Source organism: Polaromonas sp. P1_E11 (assembly GCF_056405995.1).
The window spans coordinates 73,385-95,779 of record NZ_JBFUBA010000006.1; the positions used below are offsets into that span (position 1 = coordinate 73,385).

The 22,395-nt window shown below is 62.8% G+C and carries 26 protein-coding genes; 5 read left to right on the forward strand and 21 right to left on the reverse strand.

Going from position 1 to position 22,395, the window contains the following annotated elements; genetic code table 11:
- Nucleotides 1-40: 40 nt before the first annotated feature.
- A complete protein-coding gene (locus AC1D11_RS18875; RefSeq protein ID WP_477651333.1) occupies nucleotides 41-379 on the reverse strand; it encodes a type II toxin-antitoxin system HigB family toxin in 339 nt (112 codons plus the stop codon).
- A gap of 353 nt (nucleotides 380-732) precedes the next feature.
- Complete coding sequence (locus AC1D11_RS18880) at nucleotides 733-984, reverse strand: ACT domain-containing protein (protein ID WP_477650218.1); 252 nt, start codon at nucleotides 982-984, stop codon at nucleotides 733-735.
- 80 nt (nucleotides 985-1,064) lie between these two features.
- Here AC1D11_RS18880 and AC1D11_RS18885 point away from each other — a divergent pair, with 80 nt between their 5' ends.
- Nucleotides 1,065-2,042 (forward strand): Bug family tripartite tricarboxylate transporter substrate binding protein, encoded by a 978-nt coding sequence (locus tag AC1D11_RS18885; protein ID WP_477650217.1) that lies wholly within the window; start codon nucleotides 1,065-1,067, stop codon nucleotides 2,040-2,042.
- 58 nt (nucleotides 2,043-2,100) lie between these two features.
- On the opposite strand, the gene AC1D11_RS18890 is transcribed toward AC1D11_RS18885, so the two are convergent.
- The 3 genes from AC1D11_RS18890 to AC1D11_RS18900 are packed head-to-tail and all read right to left on the reverse strand — an operon-like array spanning nucleotide 2,101 to nucleotide 4,728.
- Complete coding sequence (locus AC1D11_RS18890; protein WP_477650216.1) at nucleotides 2,101-3,060, reverse strand: hydroxyacid dehydrogenase; 960 nt, start codon at nucleotides 3,058-3,060, stop codon at nucleotides 2,101-2,103.
- A gap of 17 nt (nucleotides 3,061-3,077) precedes the next feature.
- On the reverse strand, nucleotides 3,078-3,758 hold the full coding sequence (locus AC1D11_RS18895) for an RraA family protein (RefSeq protein WP_477650215.1): 681 nt from the start codon (nucleotides 3,756-3,758) through the stop codon (nucleotides 3,078-3,080).
- Between the two features lies 1 nt (nucleotide 3,759).
- A complete protein-coding gene (locus AC1D11_RS18900; RefSeq protein WP_477650214.1) occupies nucleotides 3,760-4,728 on the reverse strand; it encodes a Bug family tripartite tricarboxylate transporter substrate binding protein in 969 nt (322 codons plus the stop codon).
- Nucleotides 4,729-4,836: 108 nt separating this feature from the next.
- Here AC1D11_RS18900 and AC1D11_RS18905 point away from each other — a divergent pair, with 108 nt between their 5' ends.
- The gene (locus AC1D11_RS18905; protein WP_477650213.1) at nucleotides 4,837-5,592 is read left to right on the forward strand and encodes an IclR family transcriptional regulator; all 756 of its coding nucleotides are present in this window, start codon (nucleotides 4,837-4,839) and stop codon (nucleotides 5,590-5,592) included.
- Nucleotides 5,593-5,691: 99 nt separating this feature from the next.
- On the opposite strand, the gene AC1D11_RS18910 is transcribed toward AC1D11_RS18905, so the two are convergent.
- The 5 genes from AC1D11_RS18910 to AC1D11_RS18930 all read right to left on the reverse strand — a co-directional run bounded on the left by AC1D11_RS18910 (nucleotide 5,692) and on the right by AC1D11_RS18930 (nucleotide 9,188).
- Nucleotides 5,692-5,916 (reverse strand): DUF6500 family protein, encoded by a 225-nt coding sequence (locus AC1D11_RS18910; RefSeq protein ID WP_477650212.1) that lies wholly within the window; start codon nucleotides 5,914-5,916, stop codon nucleotides 5,692-5,694.
- Nucleotides 5,917-5,925: 9 nt separating this feature from the next.
- The gene (locus tag AC1D11_RS18915) at nucleotides 5,926-6,285 is read right to left on the reverse strand and encodes a DUF1801 domain-containing protein (RefSeq protein ID WP_477651335.1); all 360 of its coding nucleotides are present in this window, start codon (nucleotides 6,283-6,285) and stop codon (nucleotides 5,926-5,928) included.
- A 148-nt stretch (nucleotides 6,286-6,433) separates the two neighbouring features.
- Entirely contained in the window at nucleotides 6,434-6,733 is a 300-nt protein-coding gene (locus AC1D11_RS18920) for a hypothetical protein (protein ID WP_477649789.1), read from the reverse strand.
- Nucleotides 6,734-6,781: 48 nt separating this feature from the next.
- A complete protein-coding gene (locus AC1D11_RS18925) occupies nucleotides 6,782-7,939 on the reverse strand; it encodes a formyltransferase family protein (RefSeq protein ID WP_477649788.1) in 1,158 nt (385 codons plus the stop codon).
- An 88-nt stretch (nucleotides 7,940-8,027) separates the two neighbouring features.
- Nucleotides 8,028-9,188 carry an aminotransferase class V-fold PLP-dependent enzyme gene (locus AC1D11_RS18930; protein ID WP_477649787.1) on the reverse strand — a complete coding sequence of 387 codons (1,161 nt, stop codon included), beginning with the start codon at nucleotides 9,186-9,188 and terminating at the stop codon, nucleotides 8,028-8,030.
- Nucleotides 9,189-9,504: 316 nt separating this feature from the next.
- Between AC1D11_RS18930 and AC1D11_RS18935 the strand changes: the two genes are divergently transcribed.
- From AC1D11_RS18935 to AC1D11_RS18945, 3 genes are all read left to right on the forward strand, one after another.
- Nucleotides 9,505-11,031: a sensor histidine kinase gene (locus tag AC1D11_RS18935; protein ID WP_477651336.1), complete on the forward strand. Its 1,527-nt coding sequence runs from the start codon at nucleotides 9,505-9,507 to the stop codon at nucleotides 11,029-11,031.
- A complete protein-coding gene (locus AC1D11_RS18940) occupies nucleotides 11,028-11,714 on the forward strand; it encodes a response regulator (protein ID WP_477649785.1) in 687 nt (228 codons plus the stop codon). The genes AC1D11_RS18935 and AC1D11_RS18940 overlap by 4 nt, the downstream gene beginning before the upstream one ends.
- Nucleotides 11,715-11,793: 79 nt before the next feature.
- Nucleotides 11,794-13,737 carry a potassium transporter Kup gene (locus AC1D11_RS18945; RefSeq protein ID WP_477649784.1) on the forward strand — a complete coding sequence of 648 codons (1,944 nt, stop codon included), beginning with the start codon at nucleotides 11,794-11,796 and terminating at the stop codon, nucleotides 13,735-13,737.
- Between the two features lie 308 nt (nucleotides 13,738-14,045).
- Here AC1D11_RS18945 and AC1D11_RS18950 read toward each other — a convergent pair whose 3' ends face one another.
- The 11 genes from AC1D11_RS18950 to AC1D11_RS19000 form a co-directional block, all read right to left on the reverse strand.
- The gene (locus AC1D11_RS18950) at nucleotides 14,046-14,423 is read right to left on the reverse strand and encodes a YciI family protein (RefSeq protein ID WP_477649783.1); all 378 of its coding nucleotides are present in this window, start codon (nucleotides 14,421-14,423) and stop codon (nucleotides 14,046-14,048) included.
- 102 nt (nucleotides 14,424-14,525) lie between these two features.
- Nucleotides 14,526-15,188 carry an HAD family hydrolase gene (locus AC1D11_RS18955; protein ID WP_477651337.1) on the reverse strand — a complete coding sequence of 221 codons (663 nt, stop codon included), beginning with the start codon at nucleotides 15,186-15,188 and terminating at the stop codon, nucleotides 14,526-14,528.
- A 16-nt stretch (nucleotides 15,189-15,204) separates the two neighbouring features.
- Nucleotides 15,205-16,065, reverse strand: coding sequence for a metallophosphoesterase (locus AC1D11_RS18960; protein WP_477649781.1), 861 nt, complete (start codon nucleotides 16,063-16,065; stop codon nucleotides 15,205-15,207).
- A gap of 49 nt (nucleotides 16,066-16,114) precedes the next feature.
- Nucleotides 16,115-16,411: a hypothetical protein gene (locus AC1D11_RS18965; protein ID WP_477649780.1), complete on the reverse strand. Its 297-nt coding sequence runs from the start codon at nucleotides 16,409-16,411 to the stop codon at nucleotides 16,115-16,117.
- A gap of 11 nt (nucleotides 16,412-16,422) precedes the next feature.
- Nucleotides 16,423-16,839 (reverse strand): YchJ family protein, encoded by a 417-nt coding sequence (locus AC1D11_RS18970; protein ID WP_477649779.1) that lies wholly within the window; start codon nucleotides 16,837-16,839, stop codon nucleotides 16,423-16,425.
- A gap of 10 nt (nucleotides 16,840-16,849) precedes the next feature.
- Nucleotides 16,850-17,278 (reverse strand): rhodanese-like domain-containing protein, encoded by a 429-nt coding sequence (locus AC1D11_RS18975; RefSeq protein ID WP_477649778.1) that lies wholly within the window; start codon nucleotides 17,276-17,278, stop codon nucleotides 16,850-16,852.
- A 179-nt stretch (nucleotides 17,279-17,457) separates the two neighbouring features.
- Nucleotides 17,458-18,585 (reverse strand): acyl-CoA dehydrogenase family protein, encoded by a 1,128-nt coding sequence (locus tag AC1D11_RS18980; protein ID WP_477649777.1) that lies wholly within the window; start codon nucleotides 18,583-18,585, stop codon nucleotides 17,458-17,460.
- A 9-nt stretch (nucleotides 18,586-18,594) separates the two neighbouring features.
- On the reverse strand, nucleotides 18,595-19,308 hold the full coding sequence (locus tag AC1D11_RS18985) for a hypothetical protein (protein ID WP_477649776.1): 714 nt from the start codon (nucleotides 19,306-19,308) through the stop codon (nucleotides 18,595-18,597).
- 8 nt (nucleotides 19,309-19,316) lie between these two features.
- Nucleotides 19,317-19,994, reverse strand: coding sequence for an SDR family oxidoreductase (locus AC1D11_RS18990; protein ID WP_477649775.1), 678 nt, complete (start codon nucleotides 19,992-19,994; stop codon nucleotides 19,317-19,319).
- A gap of 34 nt (nucleotides 19,995-20,028) precedes the next feature.
- Complete coding sequence (locus AC1D11_RS18995; RefSeq protein WP_477649774.1) at nucleotides 20,029-21,123, reverse strand: DUF695 domain-containing protein; 1,095 nt, start codon at nucleotides 21,121-21,123, stop codon at nucleotides 20,029-20,031.
- On the reverse strand, nucleotides 21,120-22,301 hold the full coding sequence (locus AC1D11_RS19000; RefSeq protein ID WP_477649773.1) for an acetyl-CoA C-acyltransferase: 1,182 nt from the start codon (nucleotides 22,299-22,301) through the stop codon (nucleotides 21,120-21,122). The genes AC1D11_RS18995 and AC1D11_RS19000 overlap by 4 nt, the downstream gene beginning before the upstream one ends.
- Between the last annotated feature and the right edge of the window lie 94 nt (nucleotides 22,302-22,395).

Here is a 22,395-nt window from a genome sequence, read left to right on the forward strand (position 1 = left end):
CTCGATCCTTGCCAAGTACGTGGCGTACTGATCCTTGCTCTTAACTACTCCGGGTTTCATTGCGCGTTAGTTCCCAATTAATACTGCTATATGCCCCGTGGGTGCCAACCCACTTCACCACGACCACTTTTGTCTGATAAGCGACTTGCGTCACCAATCTGTAGTCATTTCCCTTGACGTTGAAGATCACTAAATTCCCTTGTAGAAAACTCGCCGATGGATAACGATGCTTTATGTCGAAAGAAGTGCCCCAGGTAGCCGCCCGACACTCAGTCAGCCAACTCCTCACCCAAGCCCGAGTTAAAGGGTGCTTAGCGCAAAACTCGTCTAAGCGAGCTGTACCGACGATTCGCATAACCATGGCATCAGTATAGCGCATGTTCCATTTTTGGGAACAAGTATTTCTGAGACTAAAAATTGAAGCGATTACGCAAGGCCGCAGCCCCACTCACCCAGGGTACATTGCCCCCCTTACCCTACCCAGGGCCGGCTCGATACCCCAGCCTGTCGCGCTTAGTGGGCGATGGCCCCTACCTTTTGCTCGAAACGAACACGGCAAAGGCGGCAAGCGCCAGAGCCGCTAGCGCTATCAGCGCAAATAGCACCGAAACCAAAGCTAGCGGCTCCAGTCCGAACAGCGCAAGAATGATCTTCGAGAGTAAATCCAGCACTTGCTACTCCAACTAAAGTGAATGCAAGCAGACTAGGGCGCGAAGGAAAGCATGGCAATCCCTACTGGGGGTACGGCACTTGTGTCGCCACCAAGACCGCCAACCATGTCCATAGACGGTCGATTGCGGACACTTCACAGCGCGCCTCTATCTGGAAGCTCTGCTTGCCTGAGACACCGCTGCGCACGATGTCGGTGTGAATACTTTCGATGCTGATGCCGCGCTCGGCGAGCATCTTCGTCAAGTTGCTGACGATGCCCAGGCGGTCTTCGCCTACCAGTTCCAGTTCTAAACCCTGCTTGCAGGCATACAACTTGCATTCCCGCACGATTGCGGCGGAGCAAGTTTTGCAGAGTGCGAACTGGCGACGCCCTCCAACTCCGAAAGCGACCTATGTCATTCACCCGCACCGCTTGCCTGGCACTTTGCGCCGCGTCCAGTCTGGCTCTGGCAGCCCCCGCCTTCGCGCAAGAGCCCTACCCCAGCCATCCGGTCAAGGTCATCGTCGCGCTGCCGGCGGGCGGCAGCGTCGACATGGTGGCCCGGCAGGTCAGCCAGCAGCTGACCACCGACCTGGGCCAGCCCTTTGTGGTGGACAACCGGGCGGGCGGCTCGGGGCAGATTGGGGTGCCGGTGGTGGCCAAGGCTGCGCCGGACGGCTACACCATCATGGTGTCGCCGGCGTCTTTTTTGACCACGAACAAGAGCATCTTCAAGACGCTGCCCTACAACCCTGAAACCGACTTTGTGGCGGTGACCAAGCTGGTCAACCAGGCCATGGTGCTGGTGGTGAACGACAAGGCGAAGTATGGAACGCCGGCCAGCATTTTGGCGGCGGCCAAGGCCAACCCAGGCAAGCTGACGTATGCCTCTTCAGGTGACGGCAGCCCGCAGCACCTGGCGGGGCTGATGTTTGAAAGCCAGACTGGCGCGAAGCTGCTGCACGTGCCCTACAAGGGCGGTGCGCCGGCGATTACCGATCTCATCGGCGGTGTGGTGGACATGGCCTTTGCCCCGCTGCCCGAGGCGCTTCCGCACATCAAGTCGGGCAAGCTGCATGCGGTGGGTGTGTTGAGTGAGAAACGTGCCATCTCTGCGCCTGACATTCCCACGCTGCGTGAAGGCGGCGTGAACAATGTAGTGCTGTCGGCATGGATAGGCCTGCTGGTACCCGCCAAAACGCCTCAGCCTGTGATCGACAAGCTCAGCAAATCCGCGAAGGCTTTCCTCAGAGGCGATGCCAAAACCAAACTGCTGGAAATCGGCATGGAGCCGGCGCCCGATGAGGCCAAGCCCCTGGCGCAAGTGATTTCAGAAGAGATTCGCATCCACGCCGACCTGGTGAAAGCCGCCGGCCTGGTGCCGCAGTAAAAACGAAAGGCGTTGGCCGGGCTGAAGCGCACGCCCCAGGCAGCCGTCAATCAAAAAGCTAAGCCAAAGCCCCAGCGGTAACGCCTTCGATCACGCTTCGCGCGTTGCTTGCAGCCGCAACGCCCATGTTCACATACGCGTTGCTCGTGACACCGCCGATGTGGGGGCTCAGGATGAGACCCGGCTCGTTCTGGAAGGGGTGCCCCGGCGCCATGGGTTCCACGCTGAAGCTATCCAGGCCCGCAGAATGGACTTGTCCGCTGCGAAGACCTTCGAGCAAAGCGGCTTCGTCCACCAGCCCGCCGCGCGCCGTGTTGACGATGATCACACCCTTCTTGCACTTTGCCAGCGTGGCGCCATTCAGCAGGTTGCGGTTGTCGCCCGTCAGCGGGCAATGCAGCGAAACCACGTCGGCGTTTTGCCAAAGCGTTTCGAGCTCGACCCGTGTCATGAATTCCGGCAGCTCTTTGGCGTAAGGGTCAAAACCCAATACCTCCATGCCCAATGCACTCGCCATGCGCGCAAAGCGCAGCCCGATGGCGCCCAGGCCCACAAGCCCGACAGTCTTGCCATACAGTTCCACGCTCTTGTGGGTGGCCTTGTCCCAGTGGCCGGCATGCATGCGCGCGTCCAGCACGGGAATTGACTTTGCGCAGGCGAGCATCAATGCCAGAGCCTGCTCGGCGACGGCATTTGCGTTGGCGCCGGCTGCGGCACGCACTTCGACGCCCCGCGCGGCGGCGGCCACCTTGTCGATGGTGTCGGTGCCGCTGCCGTGCTTCGAGATCACGCGCAGGGATGGCGCCGCCGTGATGGCGGCTGCCCCCACCTTGCTGTAGCGCACGATGATGCCCACCGGGTCGTGCCGCTGGCAGAGGGCGACGATGTCTTCTTCAGTCGGCGTCTTGCCGGCGTAGATGACTTCGTAGCCCTGCAGAAGCGCCAGCGCTTCGGGTGCAAGGTCTGCCGCAGTGACAAGAATGACGGGTTTCATGACGGGCTTCATGACGGGTTTCATGGCAGGCGTCCCATTACTCACAGCGACTCGCCTTCTTTCAACACCCCGGCGCTGCGCAGCGCTGACTCCAGCCATTTGGCCGCTGTGTCGCCTTTTTTGATCGCCGCTATCCGTGCGTTTTCATCGGCCACCTTCTTCGCAGCGGCCGGCAGCAGGGATTCGATCTTCTCGCGTTCAACGACGACAACGCCGTCCGCGTCGCCCATCACGAAGTCGCCCGCATGCACGGTGACGCCGCCTGCCGTCACGGGGTGGCCGATGCGGCCCGGGCAGGTTTTGGTCGGGCCGTTCGGGTTGTACCCGGCCGCAAAGACAGGGAAATCCATTTCGTCGATTTCGAGGATGTCGCGCACTGCGCCGTCAATGACAACGCCGACGATACCCAGCTGTTTGCAGGCGGTCATCATGATGGTGCCCATCAGCGCGGCGGTGAGGTCCCCCTTGCCGTCAATGACCAATACGTCACCCGGCTGCGCCAGTGACATGGCCGCGTGGATCATCAGGTTGTCGCCAGGGCGAACTTCAACGGTGAAGGCCGTTCCGGCAAATTTCATGCGGGGGCGCAATGCCTTGATACGCCCGTGCATGGCGCCCCGGCGGCCGGCCACGTCGGCCAGGATGGCGGGCTGGAATGCAGCGGCTTCGCGCACCACGGCGGCCGGCACGCGGTCAAATTTGCGGATGATGTCTTGTGTCATGTCAATCTACTTTCGCGCCGGATTCTTTGACGATCTTGCCCCAGCGGGTGATGTCTTCCCGGATCAGTTTGCTGAATTGCTCCGGCGTGCTCCCTTCCACGTCGGCGCCCTGGTCGCGCAGCTTCTTGCGCAGGTCTGCCGCCTGCAGCGCCTTGTTGATGTCGGCGTTGAGTTTGGCAACGACATCCTTTGGCAGGTTCGCAGGCCCGGCAATACCGAACCAGGTCACGGCCTCGAAGCCCTTGTAGCCGGACTCGGCAATGGTGGGCACCTGCGGCAGGTCTTCGGTGCGTTTGGCCGACGTGACGGCGATGGCGCGCATTTTCCCGTTCTTGATGTGGCCGATGAGCGTGGGGATGGATGACACATAGAGCTGCACCTGCCCACCGATGAGGTCGGTGGCGCCCTGCGCCGCGCCCTTGTACGGCACGTGCGTCAGCTTGACGTCTGCGGCCTTCTGGAAGGATTCGGTTGCGAGGTGTGCGACGGTGCCGTTGCCGGAGGTCGCATAGTTCAGGGAGCCGGGTTTGGCCTTTGACGCCGCAACGATGTCGGCGAGCGTCTTGTACGGCGAGTCCGCCGCGACGACGATGACCAGCGGCGCACTCGCCACGAGGCTCACGGGCGTGAGGTCCTTCACGGGGTCGTACGGAAGTTTGGCGTACAGGCTGGTGTTGATCGCCAGGTTGCTGGTCTGGCCGAGCACCAGCGTGTAACCGTCTGCCGGTGACTTCGCCACGGCGTCCACGCCGAGGTTGCCGCCCGAGCCCGGCTTGTTGTCGACGATGAAGGTGTAGCCCGGGCCCATGAGCTTGTTCGTGACTTCGCGGGCGATGATGTCGGTGCCGCCGCCGGCCGGGAACGGCACGACGAGGCGAATGGGTTTGGCGGGCCATGCCTGCGCAAAGGCGCTGGTGGCCAGGGAACACGCGATGGCAGCGGCCAGCACGCAACGGCGGGAAAGTTTCATGTATGTCTCCAAGGCTCCGCTTAAAACAATAACTGCGGTATGGGTGGAACTGTAGGCGCGCGTTGCACGGCATACAATACCGTTTCATACAGTGAACCATGGTGCGGCATGCGCAACGAACCAGCAAATGAGCCAGTTGAGACGGGCGGCGGCGTCATCGCGGTGACGCGGGCGCTCTCGCTGATGGAAGCTTTTGAGGTGGGCGAGTCAACGCTTTCGCTGGCGGAATTGAGCCGGCGCTCACACATGCACAAGACGACGGTGCTGCGCCTGGCGCGCACGCTGGCCTTGTCGCAGTACATGGTGCAGGCCGACGACGGCCAGTGGCGGCTGGGGCCGGCCGCCGGCTGGCTGGGTGCGCGCTACCAGGCCGGGTTCGACGTCAACCGCATCGTCGAGCCCACGCTGCACGAGCTCGTTGAGGCAAGCGGTGAGAGCGCGTCGTTCTACGTGCGCGAAGGCGACATTCGTGCCTGCGTGGCGCGTGTCGAAGGGCCGCAATCAGTGCGGCACCACGTGCGTGTCGGGGAGCGGCTGCCCCTGAACAAGGGCGCACCAGGGCGTGTGATCCTGGCCTTCAGCGGCGCAGCGGGGGAGCCGTACGAGTCGATACGTGAGCAGGGGTACCAGATCTCGATGGGCGAACGCGAAGCCGAAGTGGCCAGTGTGGCGGCACCGGTGTTCGGCCTTAACTGGCGATTGCTGGGGTCCATCTGCATCTCGGGCCCGAGCGCGCGGCTGTCAAAAACCAAACTGATGAAGCACGCAAAGAGCGTCATCCGCGCCGCGAACCAGCTGTCGTATGCACTCGCAGGAAGCAAGTCGGCCCACACGCCGCGGGCGGTCTCGCGCTGGCATCCTTGAAGGCGGCTTGTCAGCCGTCTTGGGGTTCGTCTGAAAAAAGAGATGGTGCCTGGGGCGGATATGGCCCCGGAGGATGACTTGCATCAAGGCGCGGTTTTCTCAATCGACTGCTTCCTGCTCAACCAGACGCCTGATCTTCAACGCTTTCTCAAAGTGGTCCAGCCGGTGCGTTTGGATCCACCATTTTGCGGCCTCCATCAGGAGCTCCGGGTTGTCATTCCTGTTGGCAAAAAACGCGTAGAAAGACAGGCCGACGTTTTCGCCTTTCTCTTTGATTTTGTTTTCGCAAACATCGATTATTTTCTGTTTCAAATGGGCACGCAATTGGCCTCCTCACGTCTTCGCCGACATCTTGAACGCCAAAGCAAGATAGTCACGAACATGCTTGCCCGTGATGTCTTCAACTGATGCCAATTTAATGTGGCGACGGAACTTGCCTTCGCCCTCGAGCACTTTGAACTTGTCCGGCAGTGATGCGCCCTCGCCGAACTCCAGGGAGACGTGTTTTGCGTATGAGAACACCCCACAAAACGGCTTTACAGCGGAGAACAGGAGTCCACCGTATTTCACCTCTTCAGAGATCGAGGAATCCAGGCCAAGGATGATTTTTCTCAGTGCCTGTACAAGCTCGAAGCGTTCGGGATCAAGAAGGCGTATGTCGTCGAGAAATTTTGAGATGCGGTCGCTGGTCATGGTTTCAGGATTTGTAGTATTGCTTGAACTCAGGGCTATTACAGCAAATCATGATTTTCGTTACTGCCACCACTCTCAGCCACCACGCCGGAAAAATCGAATCTCAGCTCACTTGCCAGCAACCCGCCGCTCTCCCAAGCGAAATCTCTTAAAGCTCGCGCACGATCAGCCAAGCACATAAGCCCACCACCAGAATCCCGGCAGCGACAAGTCCGGTCATCGTGGACATCCGGCGCTGGCGTTGACTGCATGGCAGGCAATAGTTGAACATCTCGCCTTTGTAATGATGAAGTGGCAAGAGCAGACCCGACCCGCCGCAGGCGTAACACCTGCCCTGCGCATTCCTGCGCTTGCCCCGGCGGTCGCGCCACACCTGGATGATGAGCCCAACGATGGGCAGCACACCCAAGCCCCCAACAACCAGCACCGCCACAACGATTTCAACCATTGCTATCTCGTACTCTTGGTTCACTTCATGCCCGAGGCGCGTGCCGACTTACCCGACAGCAAGCTGCCTCTCCCCCAGCGCAATATCCAGCATCATCTCGCTGGCCAAGGTGCCCAGCTCTTTCTGCAACGCTTCTACCGACAAATTGGCCGGCACCAGCAAATGCGCCTCGACCTTGAAGGTCTGCTTGCCTGAAACGCCGCTGCGCACGATGTCGGTGTGGATGCTCTCGATGCTGATGCCGCGCTCGGCGAGCATCTTCGTCAGGTTACTGACGATGCCCAGGCGGTCTTCGCCTACCAGCTCCAGTTCAAACACGCGCAGTGCGGCGGGGGTGTTGGCGCCGTCGCTCTTTGCCACCACCACTTGCAGGCCGCTGGATTGGAGGCCGCGCAGTGAGTTGGCGAGGTTGTCGGCGTTTTCGCGCGGCACTTCGAAGTGGACCATGCCGGCGAATTCACCGGCCAGGCGTGTCATGCGGCTGGCGGCCCAGTTGGCGCCGAAGCGTTGGGCTTTGTCTGCGAGTGAGCTGACGATGCCCTGCCGGTCTGTGCCGACGATGGAGACGACGAGTGATGTGTTGGCGGAAGAGACCTCTTCGGTCAGCACCACGGCTTTGCGCAGCATGGGCGCGCGGGTGGCGAAGGCTGGGTCTTGCACGTCGGCGGGCAGGCTGCCTTGCAGGCGGGCGTGGTGCACGACCTTGCTGAGCAGCGCCAGGCCCATGGGAGCCAGGGCGCGTTCCCACAGTTCGCGGGCGGTTTCGCCTTTTTTGACAAAGCACCAGTCTTGCGCGGCGATGGCACCCGCGTCCCAGCCGTCGGCCAGGTGGTAGACGGAGCCACCGGCGATGGGGTCGCCTTCAAGAATCGTCCACTCAACGGCTGCGATGCCGCGGTGGCGTGGCAGCAATGAGGGGTGGTAGCCGATGCCGCCCAGGCGTGAGCGTGCGAGGGCGTCGTCGCTCACGCGGGCATGCGTGTGCGCGGCGATGATGAGCTCGGTGCCTTCGGCAATCGCTTCGCCGGGCACGATCTTGGGGTTGGCCAGCACGTGCACGGGGATGCCGGCTGCGCGCCCGGCAATTGCCAGGCGGTCGTCTTCGGCCGGGGCGACGATGCTGGTGAACTCAATGCCTTCTTCTTTGCGAAGCACTTCAAACACCGAGGCTGCGAAAAAACGGGAACCGACCAAAGCGCATTTCATTGATACGTCTCTTCAGGAATAAATGGATTGATAGAACGGAAGGAAGAAATAAAAAAGGGAGCCGAAGCTCCCGATGAGAAACAGCCGCTCAGGCCGCGACAGCCTGGCGCGCCTTCTCGGTCAGGCCGATCTGGTCGAGTGCGGCGGCAAGCTGGCCGACGGTGCGGTCAGACTGGTGCCACTTCTCGAGGCCAAACAGGCCAACGCGGAAGGTCTTGAAGTCTGCGGTCTCGCCACACTGCAGCGGCACGCCGGCGGCGGTTTGCAAACCTTGCGCAAGAAATTTTTTGCCGGACTGGATGTCTGGGTCAGTGGTGTAGCTGACGACCACGCCCGGGGCCTTGAAGCCTTCGGCGGCCACGCTGGGCAGGCCGCGGCTTTCAAACAATTTGCGCACCTTGCTACCCAGGGCTTCCTGCTCGGCTTTGACTTTGGCAAAGCCGTAGTCTTGCGTTTCTTTCATGGCGGCGCGCAGGCGCGTGAGGGCGTCTGTGGGCAGGGTGGCGTGGTAGGCATGGCCGCCGTTTTCATACGTTTCCATGATCTGCATCCACTTCTTGAGGTCGCACGCAAAGCTGGAGCTGGCGGTGCTGTCTATCGCGGCGCGGGCGCGCTCGCTGAGCATGACCATGGCGCAGCAGGGTGAGCTGCTCCAGCCTTTTTGCGGGGCGGAGATGAGCAGGTCAACGCCGGTGGCCTTCATGTCGACCCACATGGCGCCGGAGGCAATGCAGTCGAGCACAAAGAGGCCGCCCACGGCATGCACCGCTGCGGCCACGGCCTGCAGGTAGCTGTCGGGCAGGATCATGCCGGAGGCGGTTTCGACGTGTGGTGCAAAAACGAGTGCGGGCTTTTCCCTGGCGATGGCGGCGACCACGTCGGCAATGGGTGCGGGCGCCCAGGGGGCTTGCGCGCCGGGGCCGGTCTGTTTGGCCTTGAGCACGGTGTGCGAGGCGGGGATGTGGCCCATGTCAAAGATTTGCGTCCAGCGGTAGCTGAACCAGCCGTTGCGGATGACCATGACGTGCTTGCCACCCGCAAACTGGCGGGCCACGGCTTCCATGCCGTAAGTGCCGCTGCCGGGCACCAGGGCCACGGCGTGCGCCTTGTACACGTCTTTGAGGATGCGCGAGATGTCGCTCATCACGCCCTGGAAGCTTTTTGACATGTGGTTGAGGGCGCGGTCGGTGTAGACCACCGAAAATTCGAGCAGGCCGTCAGGGTCAACGTTGGGGAGGAGTCCGGGCATGGTGTTGTCTCTCAAATCGTTATTAAAGTCGGGCAGCCAGCTTAACAGGATGAGGCGATTTTGGCAGTGGGGTTATGTGCGGTCGAGGGAGGCAACAAGGAGCTGGAAGGCTGTGCCATGGGGGTCTATCCGCTATTAATTTCATAGCTGCTCGCGCAGGTTGCTATTGGGCTGCAAGCACTTTTTATAGGTAAAAGTTGATACAGATCAAGAATTTGGGCGGTTTGGGTGCCTTGGGGTGCACCACGCCCACCGCCACACCCCGCCAGCCGTCCTGATGCAATCCTGATGCGGCCGATGGTACGCTGGGCTTCTGATGATGAAAGCTGCCCTACCCACCCTCGCCACACCCGCCACCGGCACAAGTTTGCGCCACTGGGCCATCGTGGCGCTGCTGCTGGCAGCCGCCACCGGCGGCGGGCTGCTGCTAGACAGGCAAGTCACGATTGCCAGCCAGGCCATGCTGTATGTGCTGGTCGTGGTGGTCGTGTCTTACACCATGGGCTGGAAGGAGTCCGTGACCTGCGCAATAGTGGCGGTGACCGCGCTGAACTACTTTTTTGTGCCGCCGCGTTTTACCTTTGAGGTGGAGAGCCGGGATCACCTGATTGCGATTTTCAGCATGCTGCTGGTGGCGCTGGCCATCAGCCACCTGTCTGCGCGGCTGCGGCGCGAGACGGCTGCGGCGCAGCTGAACGAACAGCGTGCGCGCCAGCTGCAGGGCCTGGCCACGCAGCTTTCCACCGCGGCAACGGCACACGACATTGCCACCGTGGGCCAGGCGGCGCTGGACGAAGCCTTTGCAGGCCCTTGCCTTTTGGGCACGCTGCAGGCCGGGGGCGAGCTGTCGAACGCGGCGGTGCTCGAGCCCTCAGTGCTGGACGGCATGAGGTGCTGCATGCGCGAAGCGGCCACGCTGGGCCCCGGCACCGGGCGCTGGCCAGGGCTGAACGCCTGGTACCTGCCGCTGGGCGACAAGGCGCAGATGCACGGCGCCGCCCGGGTAGAGCCCGCACCGGCACACGACACCGGCGGGCGCGAACATGCCGAGGCGCTGTGCGCCCTGCTGGGCCAGGCGCTGTGGCGGCTGCGGCTCAGCCAGTCGATGCAGGCGGCGCAGGGCGAGGCGCAACGCCAGCAGGTGCAAAGCACTTTTCTGGCGGCCATTTCACATGACCTGCGCACGCCGCTGGCGGCCGTGGTGGGCGCGGCTTCGGCGCTGCAGACGCAGGGCGACAAGCTGGCCCCGGCCGAGCAGGCGCGGCTGCTGGGCAGCATTGTGAGTGAGGCCTCTTACCTTTCAACCGTGACGGAGAACACGCTGCAACTGGTGCAACTCTCTAACACCGCGCAGCCGCCGGCGCGGCAATGGGAGTCTCCGGAAGAAATTGTGGGCACCGTGCTGGCGCGCGTGCGCAAGCGTGACGCGGAGCGCCGCATCACCTCGACCGTGCAGGCCGGGCTGCCGCTGATCAAGGCCGACCCGGTGCTGCTGGCGCAGCTGGTAGACAACCTGCTGGACAACGCGCTGAAGTACAGCACCGGCGCGATTGCGCTGTCTGTGGAGGCCCAGGGCAACACGCTGCGGCTGGCCGTGAAGGACAGCGGCCCGCAGATTGCAAAAGACAAGTACGAGGTCATCTTTGCGCCCTACGCCCGCGGGGACCAATCCGGCCCGCGTGGCGCGGGCCTGGGTCTGGCGCTGTGCCGCGCCATTGCAGAGGCGCACCAGGGCCGGCTGACCCTTGCGTCCCGCAGGGATGGCGGCGAGGGAGGCGAAGGCAATGTCTTCACGCTGACGCTGCCGATTGAGGCCCAGCAACCCGCCGGGATGCAGCCATGAGCCTGCGCATCCTGGTGGTGGAAGACGACCGCGACCTGCGCGAGCTGATGCGCGCCTCGCTGTCGGTGGAAGGCTTTGAGGTGCAGACGGCCGTGTCGCTGAGCGAAGCCGCAGCGCTGGTGCGCAACGACCCGCCCGACGTGATTGTGCTGGACCTCGGCCTGCCCGACGGCGACGGCGCCGAGCTGGTGCAGGAAGTGCGGCGCAAGCATTCACTGCCGATTCTGGTGGTGTCGGCCCGGCACCAGGAGGCGCAAAAGATCAAGCTGCTGGACGCGGGCGCCGACGACTACCTGACCAAGCCCTTCAGCGTGAGCGAGCTGCTGGCGCGCATACGCGTGGCGCTGCGCCACCGCGGCACCGCGCTGGCCGCGGCCGTAACGGTGCACGAGCTGGACGGTTTGCGTGTGGACCTGACGCTGCACACCGCGCAGCTGCACGGCGAAACCCTGCACCTGACGCCCACCGAGTTCAAGCTGCTGGCGCGGCTGGTTCGCAGCGCGGGCCGGGTGGTGACGCACCGGCAACTGCTGGCCGATGTGTGGGGGCCCGAATACACCGAACATGTGCATTACCTGCGTCTCTACATGGCGCAGCTGCGCGCCAAGATTGAGCAGGAACCGGCCGAGCCCCGGCATTTGCTGACCGAGACCGGCGTGGGTTACCGGCTGGCGGTGGACTGACGCCGTTACAAGGGTCACTTATGCGTTCCTGATGCGCACCGGCCGACAGTGAAGGCCTCTTCACTGTCGGATGGAATGTATGGGAAATGTCGCAACGACTGCGAATGCTGCTGCAGAGGGCCAGGCCACTGCCGCCAACAACAACACACGCAAAAAAGGCCACCGCGAAGGCGTGGCAGCGCTCACGCTGGGCGCGCTGGGTGTGGTGTACGGTGACATCGGCACCAGTCCGCTCTACACCATGAAGGAAATCTTCAGCCCGGCCACGGGCGTGCCGCTGGATGAGACTCATCTTATCGGCGCGGTGTCGGTGATTTTCTGGGGCCTGATGATGATCGTCACGCTCAAATACATCCTGCTGATCTTGCGGGCCGACAACAATGGCGAAGGCGGCATCATGGCGCTGACCGCGCTGGCGGCCAAGGCGGCCGGGCACAACCCGAAGGCACGCACGGCACTGCTGCTGACGGGCGTGCTGGGCGCGGCGCTCTTTTACGGCGACAGCGTGATCACGCCGGCGATCTCGGTGCTCAGTGCGGTCGAAGGCCTGGAGGTGGTGACGCCCGCGCTCAAGCCCTATGTGCTGCCGGTGTGTATGGCGGTGCTGGTGGGGCTGTTTGCGGTGCAGCGTTATGGCACGGGCCTGGTGGGCAAGCTGTTTGGCCCGGTCATCGTGCTGTGGTTTGGCGTGCTGGCTTTTACCGGTGCGCTGGAGATTGCGCAGCAACCCGGCATATTGGCCGCGCTGAACCCGCTGAACGCCATTCGCTTTTTGAGCGCGCAGGGCTGGCACATGTTTGTGGCGGTGGGCGCCATTGTGCTGGCCTTTACCGGCGCTGAAGCGCTGTATGCCGACATGGGCCACTTCGGCAAGCGGCCCATCCAGTTTGCCTGGGGCGGCCTGGTGCTGCCGGCGCTGGCCATCAACTACATGGGCCAGGGCGCGCTGCTGATGCGCGACCCGGCGGCGCTGGAAAACCCTTTCTATCGCATGTTTGCCGAAGCCTGGCTGATTCCCGCCGTGGTGCTGGCCACGCTGGCCACCGTGATTGCATCGCAGGCTGTCATTTCGGGTGCTTATTCAATGACGCGGCAGGCCATACAGCTGGGCCTGCTGCCGCGCATGAGCGTGCTGCACACCTCGGCGCGCGAGGCCGGGCAAATCTACATGCCGGGCGTGAACTGGCTGCTGCTGGCCGCCGTGCTGGCCACGGTGCTCGGCTTCGGCAGCTCGTCTGCCATGGCTGCGGCTTACGGTATTGCGGTGACGATCACCATGCTGATCACCACCTTGCTGACTTTCTTTGTCATACGCCAGGGCTGGCGCTACCCCTTGCCGCTGGCGATTGCGGCCACCGCCGTCTTTGTGGCGCTGGACCTGCTGCTGGTGGTGTCGTGCATGCTGAAGTTCATGCAGGGCGGCTGGTTTCCGCTGGTGCTGGGCGTGGCAATTTTCACCGTGATGGCGACGTGGCGGCGCGGGCGCGAGCTGCTGGTGGAGAGCATCCGCCACGACGACCCGGAGCTGTTGCCCTTTGTGACGGCGCTGTCGGCCGACAGTGTGAACCGGGTACAGCGCACTGCGGTGTATGCGGTGGCCAACCCCGACACGGTGCCACAGGCGCTGATGCACAACCTCAAGCACAACCAGGTTTTGCATGAACGCAACCTGATATTGACGGTGGTGTTTCATGACGTGCCGTGGATACCGTTTGCCGAACGCGTGCAGGTGCAGCCGCTGGCGCCCGGCTTCTGGCGGGTGGAAGTGAACTACGGCTTCAAGAACACGCCCGACATCCCGAAAGCGCTGGAGCTATGCAAGGCCCAGGGCCTGCCCATCAACCTGTTTGAGACCTCGTACTTTTTGAGCCGCGAAATCGTGGTGCCCACGCGCGGCTCGGGCATGGTGCACTGGCGCGAGGCGCTGTTCGCCCTGATGTCGCGCAACGCAGGCAGCGTGGCTGGGTTCTTCAGGTTGCCCAACAACTGCGTGATTGAGCTGGGGACGCGGGTGCAGATTTGAGCTGAACGGGGTCGGCCGCCGCCCGCGTGGCGGGCCGGCAGCCTGCGGGGAACGATTCACGGCACTATCAATTTAGTAGCAGCCCGCGCCCGCCCTCATTGGGCTGCAGGCACTTTTTATCCCTGAAAATGCCTGTTTTTGGCACTTTTTGGCGCTCAAAAGGCACTCAGCCGGTTTTCAGTCCACAAGAAAATGCTATTAAAACAATAGCTGCTTGCGCCCGTTATTATTGGGTCAGAGGCCTTTTTGGCGCCTGAAAACGGCCCAAAAAGGCCGGTCAGGCGCCGTTCAGACGCCAGCCAGCCGCCTCAGGCCCTGCCGTCGTACTGCTCAAAGAAATCGATGGGGTGCATGTCGATGCGCCAGCCGGCCTGCTCGCCCAGCGTGGCCGCGGGGTGCAGCGAGGCGGTTTTCACGGCTTCGTCCGGGTTGGCAGCGTCGATGATGAAAAAGCCGCCCACCAGCTCCTTGGCTTCGGTGAACGGGCCGTCAATTTTCTGCGTCTTGCTGCCGCGCGGCTGCAGGCGGATGGCGGGTTCGCCCAGCGAGGCGCTGACGCGCAGCTGGCCGGTGGCCTTGAGCTGGGCGTCTTTGGGCGGGCACTGGCTGACCAGGGCCTGCATGTCGGCGGGCGGCAGGGCGGCGAATTCGGCGGGGTTGTAGTAGGCGAGGCAAAGGTATTTCACGGTGTTTCCTTCAAAAAGTGGTTGCTGACACCTCTACGACGAACGGCTTCGACCGGAATCGACCGAATCGACATCTTTTTTGGTAAAAAAAATCGCGGCGCTTCAGGCCAGCAGCGCGGGCAGGTCGGCCATGGCGGTGAACACATGCACCGCACCGGCGGCGCGCAGGGCTGCGGGCGCGTCGTGGCCCAGCTCGGGCGGGCTGTAGCCAAACACCGTGCAGCCGGCCGCCACGCCGGCCGTGACGCCGGTGACGGTGTCTTCGACCACGGCGCATCGCTTCGGGTCTACCCCCAGCGCGGCGGCGGCGGCCAGGTAGACATCGGGGAAAGGCTTGGAGCGCGGCAGCTCGTGCCCGCTGAAGATGTTGCCCTCAAAGAAAGGCATCAGGCCGCACTTTTCCAGCTGCAGTTCGACCTTGAAACGATCGGCGCCGGACGCGCAGGCGATGCGGCCCTGGTAGGCCGTGTGGATCTGGCTGACAGCCTCCACCGCGCCATGCACGGCCAGTAGCGATTCAACCAGTGCTTCGTTGCGGCGGGCGCGAAACTCCAGCATCCAGGCTTCGGTCAGCGGCTTGCCGGTGTGGGCTTCGATATTGGCGGCTTCGTCCTTGACGGCCTTGCCGACAAACATGGCCATGCATTCGGCCGAGCCGAGCTTCCAGCCGAGCTCTTCGAGCATGTCGCGGAGCACGCCGTTGGTCAGCGGCTCGCTGTCGACCAGCACGCCATCACAGTCAAATAACACGGCATCGAACTTCATCTGTCAGCTTTCTTTTTCAGGGGGTCGCCTTGGGCTTGCCGCCGGCGGCGTTGAGGGTGAACATCACCCACTCAGGCCTCATGTTAAATCGCACCGGCAAAATGCTGACGCCCAGGCCGCTGGTGATGTACATGCGATTGTCTTCGTGCCCGACCCAGCCGTAGGCCCAGTCGCGCGGGCCGGCGCCGGGCACGACCGGCGCGCCGACAAAGGGCAGGCAGACCTGGCCGCCGTGCGTGTGGCCGGCGACGACAAGACCGCGCACGGTCGGCAAGTCGATCAAACTGGCCGGTTCGTGCATGAACACCAGGGCGTGCGCGCCCTTGGGCACCTTGCCCATCGCCTTGGCCGGCTGGGAGTGGCCGGTGTAGTCGTCGCCCACGCCCACCACCCAGACGGGCGTTGCGGATGCTCCGGGTGGCACGGGTAAAGGCAAGGGTAAAGGCACGGCGTCGTTCTCGAGCACCGTGATGCCCGCGCGGGTGAATGCCGCGGTGAATTTTTCGCCGTCGTGCCACCAGTCGTGGTTGCCCATGACGGCGTAGACACCCAGCCGGGCTTTCAGCCCGCCCAGCACCTGGGCGATCTCGTCCTCGGGTGTGGCGGCGGTGTCAGGCTTGTAGTCGCGGTCGGCAATGAAGTCGCCGGGCAACAGCACCACGTCGGGTTGGGCGGCATTGATCTGCGCCACGATGTCACGCGCACGCTCCACCGTCATGACGCGCCACAGCGGGCGTTTGGTGAAGTGCCAGTCTGAAGCAATGGCCACTTTCAGGCCGGGCGGCCCTTTCCAGTCCGGAACGGTCTCGCTGATCTCGCGGTGCGCGACCCAGCGTGGTTCGATGATGACGACCCATGTGCCCAGCAGCAAAACCACCGGAACCAGAACGCAGGCCCAGCAAGACCTTTGCAGTTTTACCAGGCGCTCACAAACGGACATCAACACCCGTTTCGTTCACGGCCTCCATCACGCCGGTGCTGTGTGGCGCCAGGCCGTATGTGCGCAGGTTTTTGCGCAGCTCGGTGGCATCGACTTCGTTCCAGGCCAGGCCGCAGTCCATGCAGGCATGTGAATGCTGGTTTTGCAAAAGCACCGGCTTGCCGACAAGGGAGCGCAGCAAGCCACGCAAGGGATAGAACCGCTCCGCTTCGAAATTTCCGCGCACCACCTTGCGGCTGCTGCAGCGCAGGCAATACATGCCGCGCACGGTCTGGTTGAACATCTACCCTCCCCTTATTGAATGTCGCCGTCGACATAGTACCAACGCCCTTCTTCACGCACGAAGCGGCTGCGCTCATGCAGGCGCACGGCCGGGCTGCCGGGGGTTTTCTGGCGGGCGACGAATTCGACCTCGGCATGGGTGTCATCAATCTGGCGATGGCTGCGCACTTCGAGGCCCAGCCATTTCACGCCAGGGTCAAACTCGATGGACGCGGGCCGATGGCTGGTGTGCCAGGTGGCGAGCAGATAGTCGGCACGTTCGAGCACAAAGGCGGTGTAGCGCGAACGCATGAGGGATTCGGCATCCGGCGCGGGCAAGGCCTCGAAGTGGTCAAGGTAACGGCTGCAGCAATTTTCGAACAGCAGCGGCTTCTTCGCCGGGCCGGGGCGGCCGCAAGGACATGGCTGGGTCGGCTGCGGGGTCGGCATCACGCGGGTATCAACCGCAGGCGTTGTTGTTGGCACGGGCCTTGCGCTCTTCCAGCGTTTCGGCAGGCGCGCCCTGCTTGACCCATTCGGCATAACCGCCGTCGATGTGTGCGACGTTGCGCATGCCCATGTCCTGCAGGGTCTTGGTGGCCAGAGCGCTGCGCCAGCCGGCCCCGCAAAAGAGGATGAATTCCTTGCCTTCATCGGCAAACAGGGGCTTGTGGTACGGCGACTCAGGGTCTACCCAGAACTCAAGCATGCCGCGCGGTGCGTGGAAACTGCCGACGACGGTGCCGGCTGTCAGCTCACGCACATCACGAATGTCGACGATCTGTACCGTGGGGTCGCTGAGTTTTGACCTGGCCTCTGCAACGGAATAGGTTTTGACCTGCGCCATGGCTTCGTCGACCAGGGCGCGGAATCCTTTGGTAATCGGCATGCTCTGTCTCCTGCTGTGGATAGCCACTGAATCAACAAGTTTACGGCGTGCACTCCATGCGCAGTGCGACAAATCCCGCAAACCCAGCAGGGGCCGCGGAACCGGCTTTGCCGGGCCGCAGGCGCCGCCCCCTGCAAGGGGGAGGAAGCTACACGCAGTGAGCTTCAACGGGGGTGTGCTCAAAGTCCTCGTTGAATAATTATTTTTTGCACATCGGAAGTGCCTTCATATATCTGGCACACCCGTACGTCGCGATAAATGCGTTCCACCGGAAAGTCGCTGACATAGCCATAACCGCCCAAGGTCTGAATGGCGGCGCTGCAGACTTCTTCGGCCATTTCGCTGGCAAAGAGCTTGGCCATGGCGGCTTCCTTCAAGCATGGCAGGCCGGCGTCGCGCAGGCTGGCTGCATGCCATATGAGCTGACGGGCCGCTTCGATCTTCGTCGCGCAGTCGGCCAGGCGAAAGCCCACTGCCTGGTGGTTAAAGATGGCGGTGCCAAAGCTCTGGCGTTCTTTGGCATAGCTGAGCGCGAACTCAAATGCGCTGCGCGCCATGCCCACGCTTTGCGCGGCGATGCCGATGCGCCCGCCTTCGAGCGCGCCCAGCGCGATCTTGTAGCCTTCGCCTTCGCTGCCGATCAGGTTGTCGGCCGGGACGCGGCAGTTGTCAAAATTGATTTGTGCTGTGTCGCTGGAGTGCTGGCCCAGCTTGTCTTCAAGACGCGCCACCACATAGCCCGGTGCACTGGTGGGCACGATGAAGGCGCTCATGCCTTTTTTGCCGGCGCCCTTGTCGGTGACCGCAATCACGATGGCCGCATGGCCATTTTTGCCGCTGGTGATGAATTGCTTGACGCCGTTGATCACGTATTCGTCGCCGTCTTTGACTGCCGTGGTTCGCAATGAAGAAGCATCGCTGCCCACATGCGGCTCGGTCAGGCAAAAGACGCCGAGCATTTCGCCCTGCGCGAGTTTTGTCAGCCACTGCTTTTTCTGCTGTGCATTGCCGTAACGCATGAGGATGGCATTGACCGGGCAGTTGGTGACGCTGATGGCGGTGCTGGTGCCGCCGTCGCCCGCTGCGATTTCTTCGAGCACCAGCGCAAGCGTGAGGTAGTCAAGATTGGCGCCGCCGAACTCTTCGGGCACGCAAATGCCGTAAGCGCCGAGTGCGGCCAGGCCCTTGTGCGCCTCGACCGGGAAGTGGTGTTCCTTGTCCCAGCGCGCAGCATGGGGCCAGAGCTCGGCCTGCGCGAACGCGCGGACCGCGTCGCGGATCATTTCCTGGTCTTGATTGAGCAGCATTTTTTGCCTTTAAGAGCCCTTGACAGGCTTGAACCGGTTACCGTCGAGCCGGAAGCGGCGTGAAGTCACCGACAGTTTTTCTTTTGGGGCCCCACCAAGCTGGGTGGTGACCTCGATCATCTCAACGGTGTTCGATGCGGAATTGCCCAGCAACTGGAACTGCACATGCGTCTGTTCGCAGGGCTTGGCTGACGGGGAAGTCTCCCCGCAAGCGCCCAGGTTGTTGCCGAACTCGGCTTTATGCAAGACCTGCAAGTCCCAGCCCTTAAAGCGGACCAGCGCATGGATGAAGCCTTCGGTACCCTGGCCTGAGCCATAGTCCTCCAGCAAAGAGAATTCACCATAGTGACCGGACACATACTGCAAACCGAGTGAATGGCTGTAGCGAAGTTCCCGGGCTTGCTTTAAGGCCGGGCGGTACAAAAAGGTGCCCGAAGAAAAGTTGCGGGGGCGATCCGGGAACCATACCGAAACAAGAAAGGCCGTCTCGGTTTTTCCGACCATCACCTCATGCATCGCCCGAATGGGCAGGGCTTCTTCCTTGTTCGCACCATCTCTCAGTCCTGCGCGCATCGCGGTTACGAGCTCGCGTTCGCTGGGCCAGGCCGTGACATGCTCAGGCGCGGCCATAGCCGCTGTAGCCATGCCCACCGCAATCAGCCCGCTCGCGAACGCACGGCGCACCCCGGCAACGAACCGATTGTCATAAGCCATCTTCATCATGCGGCACCTCACCAGGATTTAAACGGCCGACCGTCGTAGTCGAGAAAAGCGCCCTTGTGCTCGGGCTTGAGCCCGGCCAGCGTAGCACGCATGGCCGTGACACTTTGAACCGTGGTGAGCGGTGCACCCTGGCCGCCCATGTCAGTTTGAACCCAGCCGGGCGACAAGGCCACCATGATGGCGCGCGGGTAGTCATGCTGGGCAGACGCCACGGCCATGTTCAGCGCAGCCTTGCTGACGCGGTAGGTCCAGCTGCTGCTGGACGGTACCTCGCCAATGCAACCCATGCCGCTGGTGATGAAGGCAAAGCAGCCGCCCTTGCCTGCGCGCGCGGCCTCGACCATGGGCGCGACCTGCGGAATGGCCTGCATGGCGCCCAGCACGTTGGTGTGCATGGTGTGGTCAAACGCCTCACGCGTCGGCGGCGAGAGTGCATCGCCCTGCGGAAAGACGCCGGCCACATAGAGGGCGATATCGATCTCTTCGCCGTCCAGCAGCCAGGCCAGGCCGCTGATGCTGGCGGGCTGGGCCACGTCCAGCCGCAAGGCCTTGGCGCCCAGGGCCTTGAGGCGCTGCAGGCCTTCGTCGTTGCGCGCCGTGGCAATGACGTTGGCACCGTCGGCCAGGTACTGGCTGACGAACTCAAGGCCTATGCCGCGTGATGCGCCGATGACGAGGACTTTCATGGATCAAGGCCTGTTAACACTGTGTTTGCAGGACCTAGCCCGCAAAATTGAAGTACTTCGACCATGACGGGTCGAACGCATTGCTCAGCTCAACGTCGGCGAACGATGCGCCGCGCAAGCTGGTGTCAATCACACCGAGTGCGGCAGGCAGGTCGCCCACATAATAGTTGGCCAGGCGCCGGCCGTTCCTGACCACGGTGTGGGACAGGATGCCGGCATGCTGAAGCTCCAGCCGGGTGGCGATCTGCTCCTGGACTTCGCGGGCACGCTCCAGTGCCGCATGGTCATCCACCGGCAAGCGCAGCTCGATCGCGTGGCCCAGGTCAGGCCGCGCTGCAATCGCATTGGCGCTCTGGTTGACCGCCACGATCGCCTTGTCGCCGTCCTGGTCGTCTTCTTCGTCTTCGTCGTCGCCCTCTTCGTCGCCGTCCCCGTCGTTGCCAAAGACGACCGTCATGACAGACCACTGGTGTTCGCCGCTCGGGAACAAGCCTGTGTGCCCCAGTTCATTCGTCCAGAACGCGTCGAGCACAGGGCCGAACTTGTCGAGCGTCGTGGAGCCGGCCACTTCGTCCGAGAACGCGTCGACGAAATCCACAAAGCCCACCTTGACCGCGAAGTCGTACTCGCCCAGCACATGGTCGAGCATGATGAAGGTCATGTTGCGCGCATGGTCCTGCATGTCGCTGGGCAGTTCACGCGCAAACATGACTTCGATGCCCACCTGCCCTTCATCGGCGACGTGGCCGATCAGCACGTCGGAGGTGGCCAGTTCAAAGTTGTCCATCCGCATGGGGAAGTCGGGGCTCTCCGTGCGGGCGCGAAAGGCGGTGAGGCTGTAGTGCTTCAGCGGCGGGGCGCGCTTGACGAAATCCAGCAGCAGCGGAAAGGTTTCGGTACTGCCGTGCGCGGTGGCGATCAGTTCGACCTGCTGGTCACCGTCGTCAGCCGACATTTCCAGCGCCAGCCCTTCCAGATACTCCTCGAGAACTTCATTGATGTTCTCGACCTGGTCGCGTACCGGCTGGCGGACAAGCTCCGCCTCGCCCTCCTGGAATTTCAGCCAGAAGGCATCGATGCGCTGGGCGAGCTCAGCGGGTGAAAGCGTTTGCGGTGCTTCTTGCGTCATACCAGCTCGATCGCCATGGCCGTGCCTTCACCTCCGCCGATGCACAAGGTGGCAACGCCTTTCTTCAGGCCGCGGGCCTTGAGCGCGTGGATCAGCGTGACCAGAATGCGGGCGCCGGACGCGCCGATGGGATGGCCCAGCGCGCAGGCGCCGCCGTTGACGTTGACGATGTCGTGGCTGATGCCGAGTTCTTTCATCGCGGCCATGGGCACCACGGCGAAAGCTTCATTGACTTCCCACAAGTCCACGTCTTTGGCGCTCCAGCCGATTTTCTTGAGCAGCTTGTTGACGGCGCCGACCGGGGCGGTGGTGAACCATTCAGGGTCTTGCGCAAACGTGGCGTGGCCGAGGATGCGCGCGATGGGCGTGGCGCCCAGTTCTTTGGCGGTGGACTCACGCGCCAGCACCAGGGCAGCTGCACCGTCGTTGATGGACGAACTGGAGGCGGCGGTGATGGTGCCGTCTTTCTTGAACGCGGGTTTGAGCGTGGGGATCTTGTCGAGCTTGACCTTGCCCGGGCCTTCGTCGATGGAGATCACCGTTTCGCCGCTGCGGCCCTTGACGGTGATGGGCGTGATTTCGGCCTTGAAGGCGCCGGATTCGGTGGCGGCCTTGGCGCGGTTCACGCTGGCGGTGGCAAAGGCGTCCTGCGCCTCGCGAGTGAACTTGTACTTGTCGGCGCACTGCTCGCCGAAGGTGCCCATGGCGCGGCCGGGTTCATAAGCGTCTTCCAGGCCGTCGAGCATCATGTGGTCATAAATGCGGTCGTGCCCGATGCGGATGCCGCTGCGGCCCTTGAGCAGCAGGTGGGGTGCGTTGGTCATGCTTTCCATGCCGCCGGAAACCATCACGTCGCGGCTGCCTGCGATGAGCTGGTCGTGCGCGAGCATGGTGGCTTCCATGCCGGAACCGCACATTTTGGAGAGCGTGACGGCGCCCACGCTGGCGGGCAGGCCGCCCTTGAAGCCGGCCTGGCGTGCAGGCGCCTGGCCCTGGCCGGCCATCAGGCAGTTGCCGAACAGGACTTCATCAACCTTTTCAGGCGCAATGCCGGAACGCTCGATGGCGGCCTTGATGGCGTAGCCGCCCAGGTCATGGGCCGACAGGCTGGCGAAGTCGCCCTGGAAGCCGCCCATGGGGGTGCGGGCTGCGCCGAGGATAACGATGGAATCAGACATGAGGAGGTCCTTTCAATTGATGAGAAAAATTCAGAACAAGCCCGCAACAGACCCAGGGTGAGCAGCAAGGCCAGCCGGGGCCGCGGAACCGGCT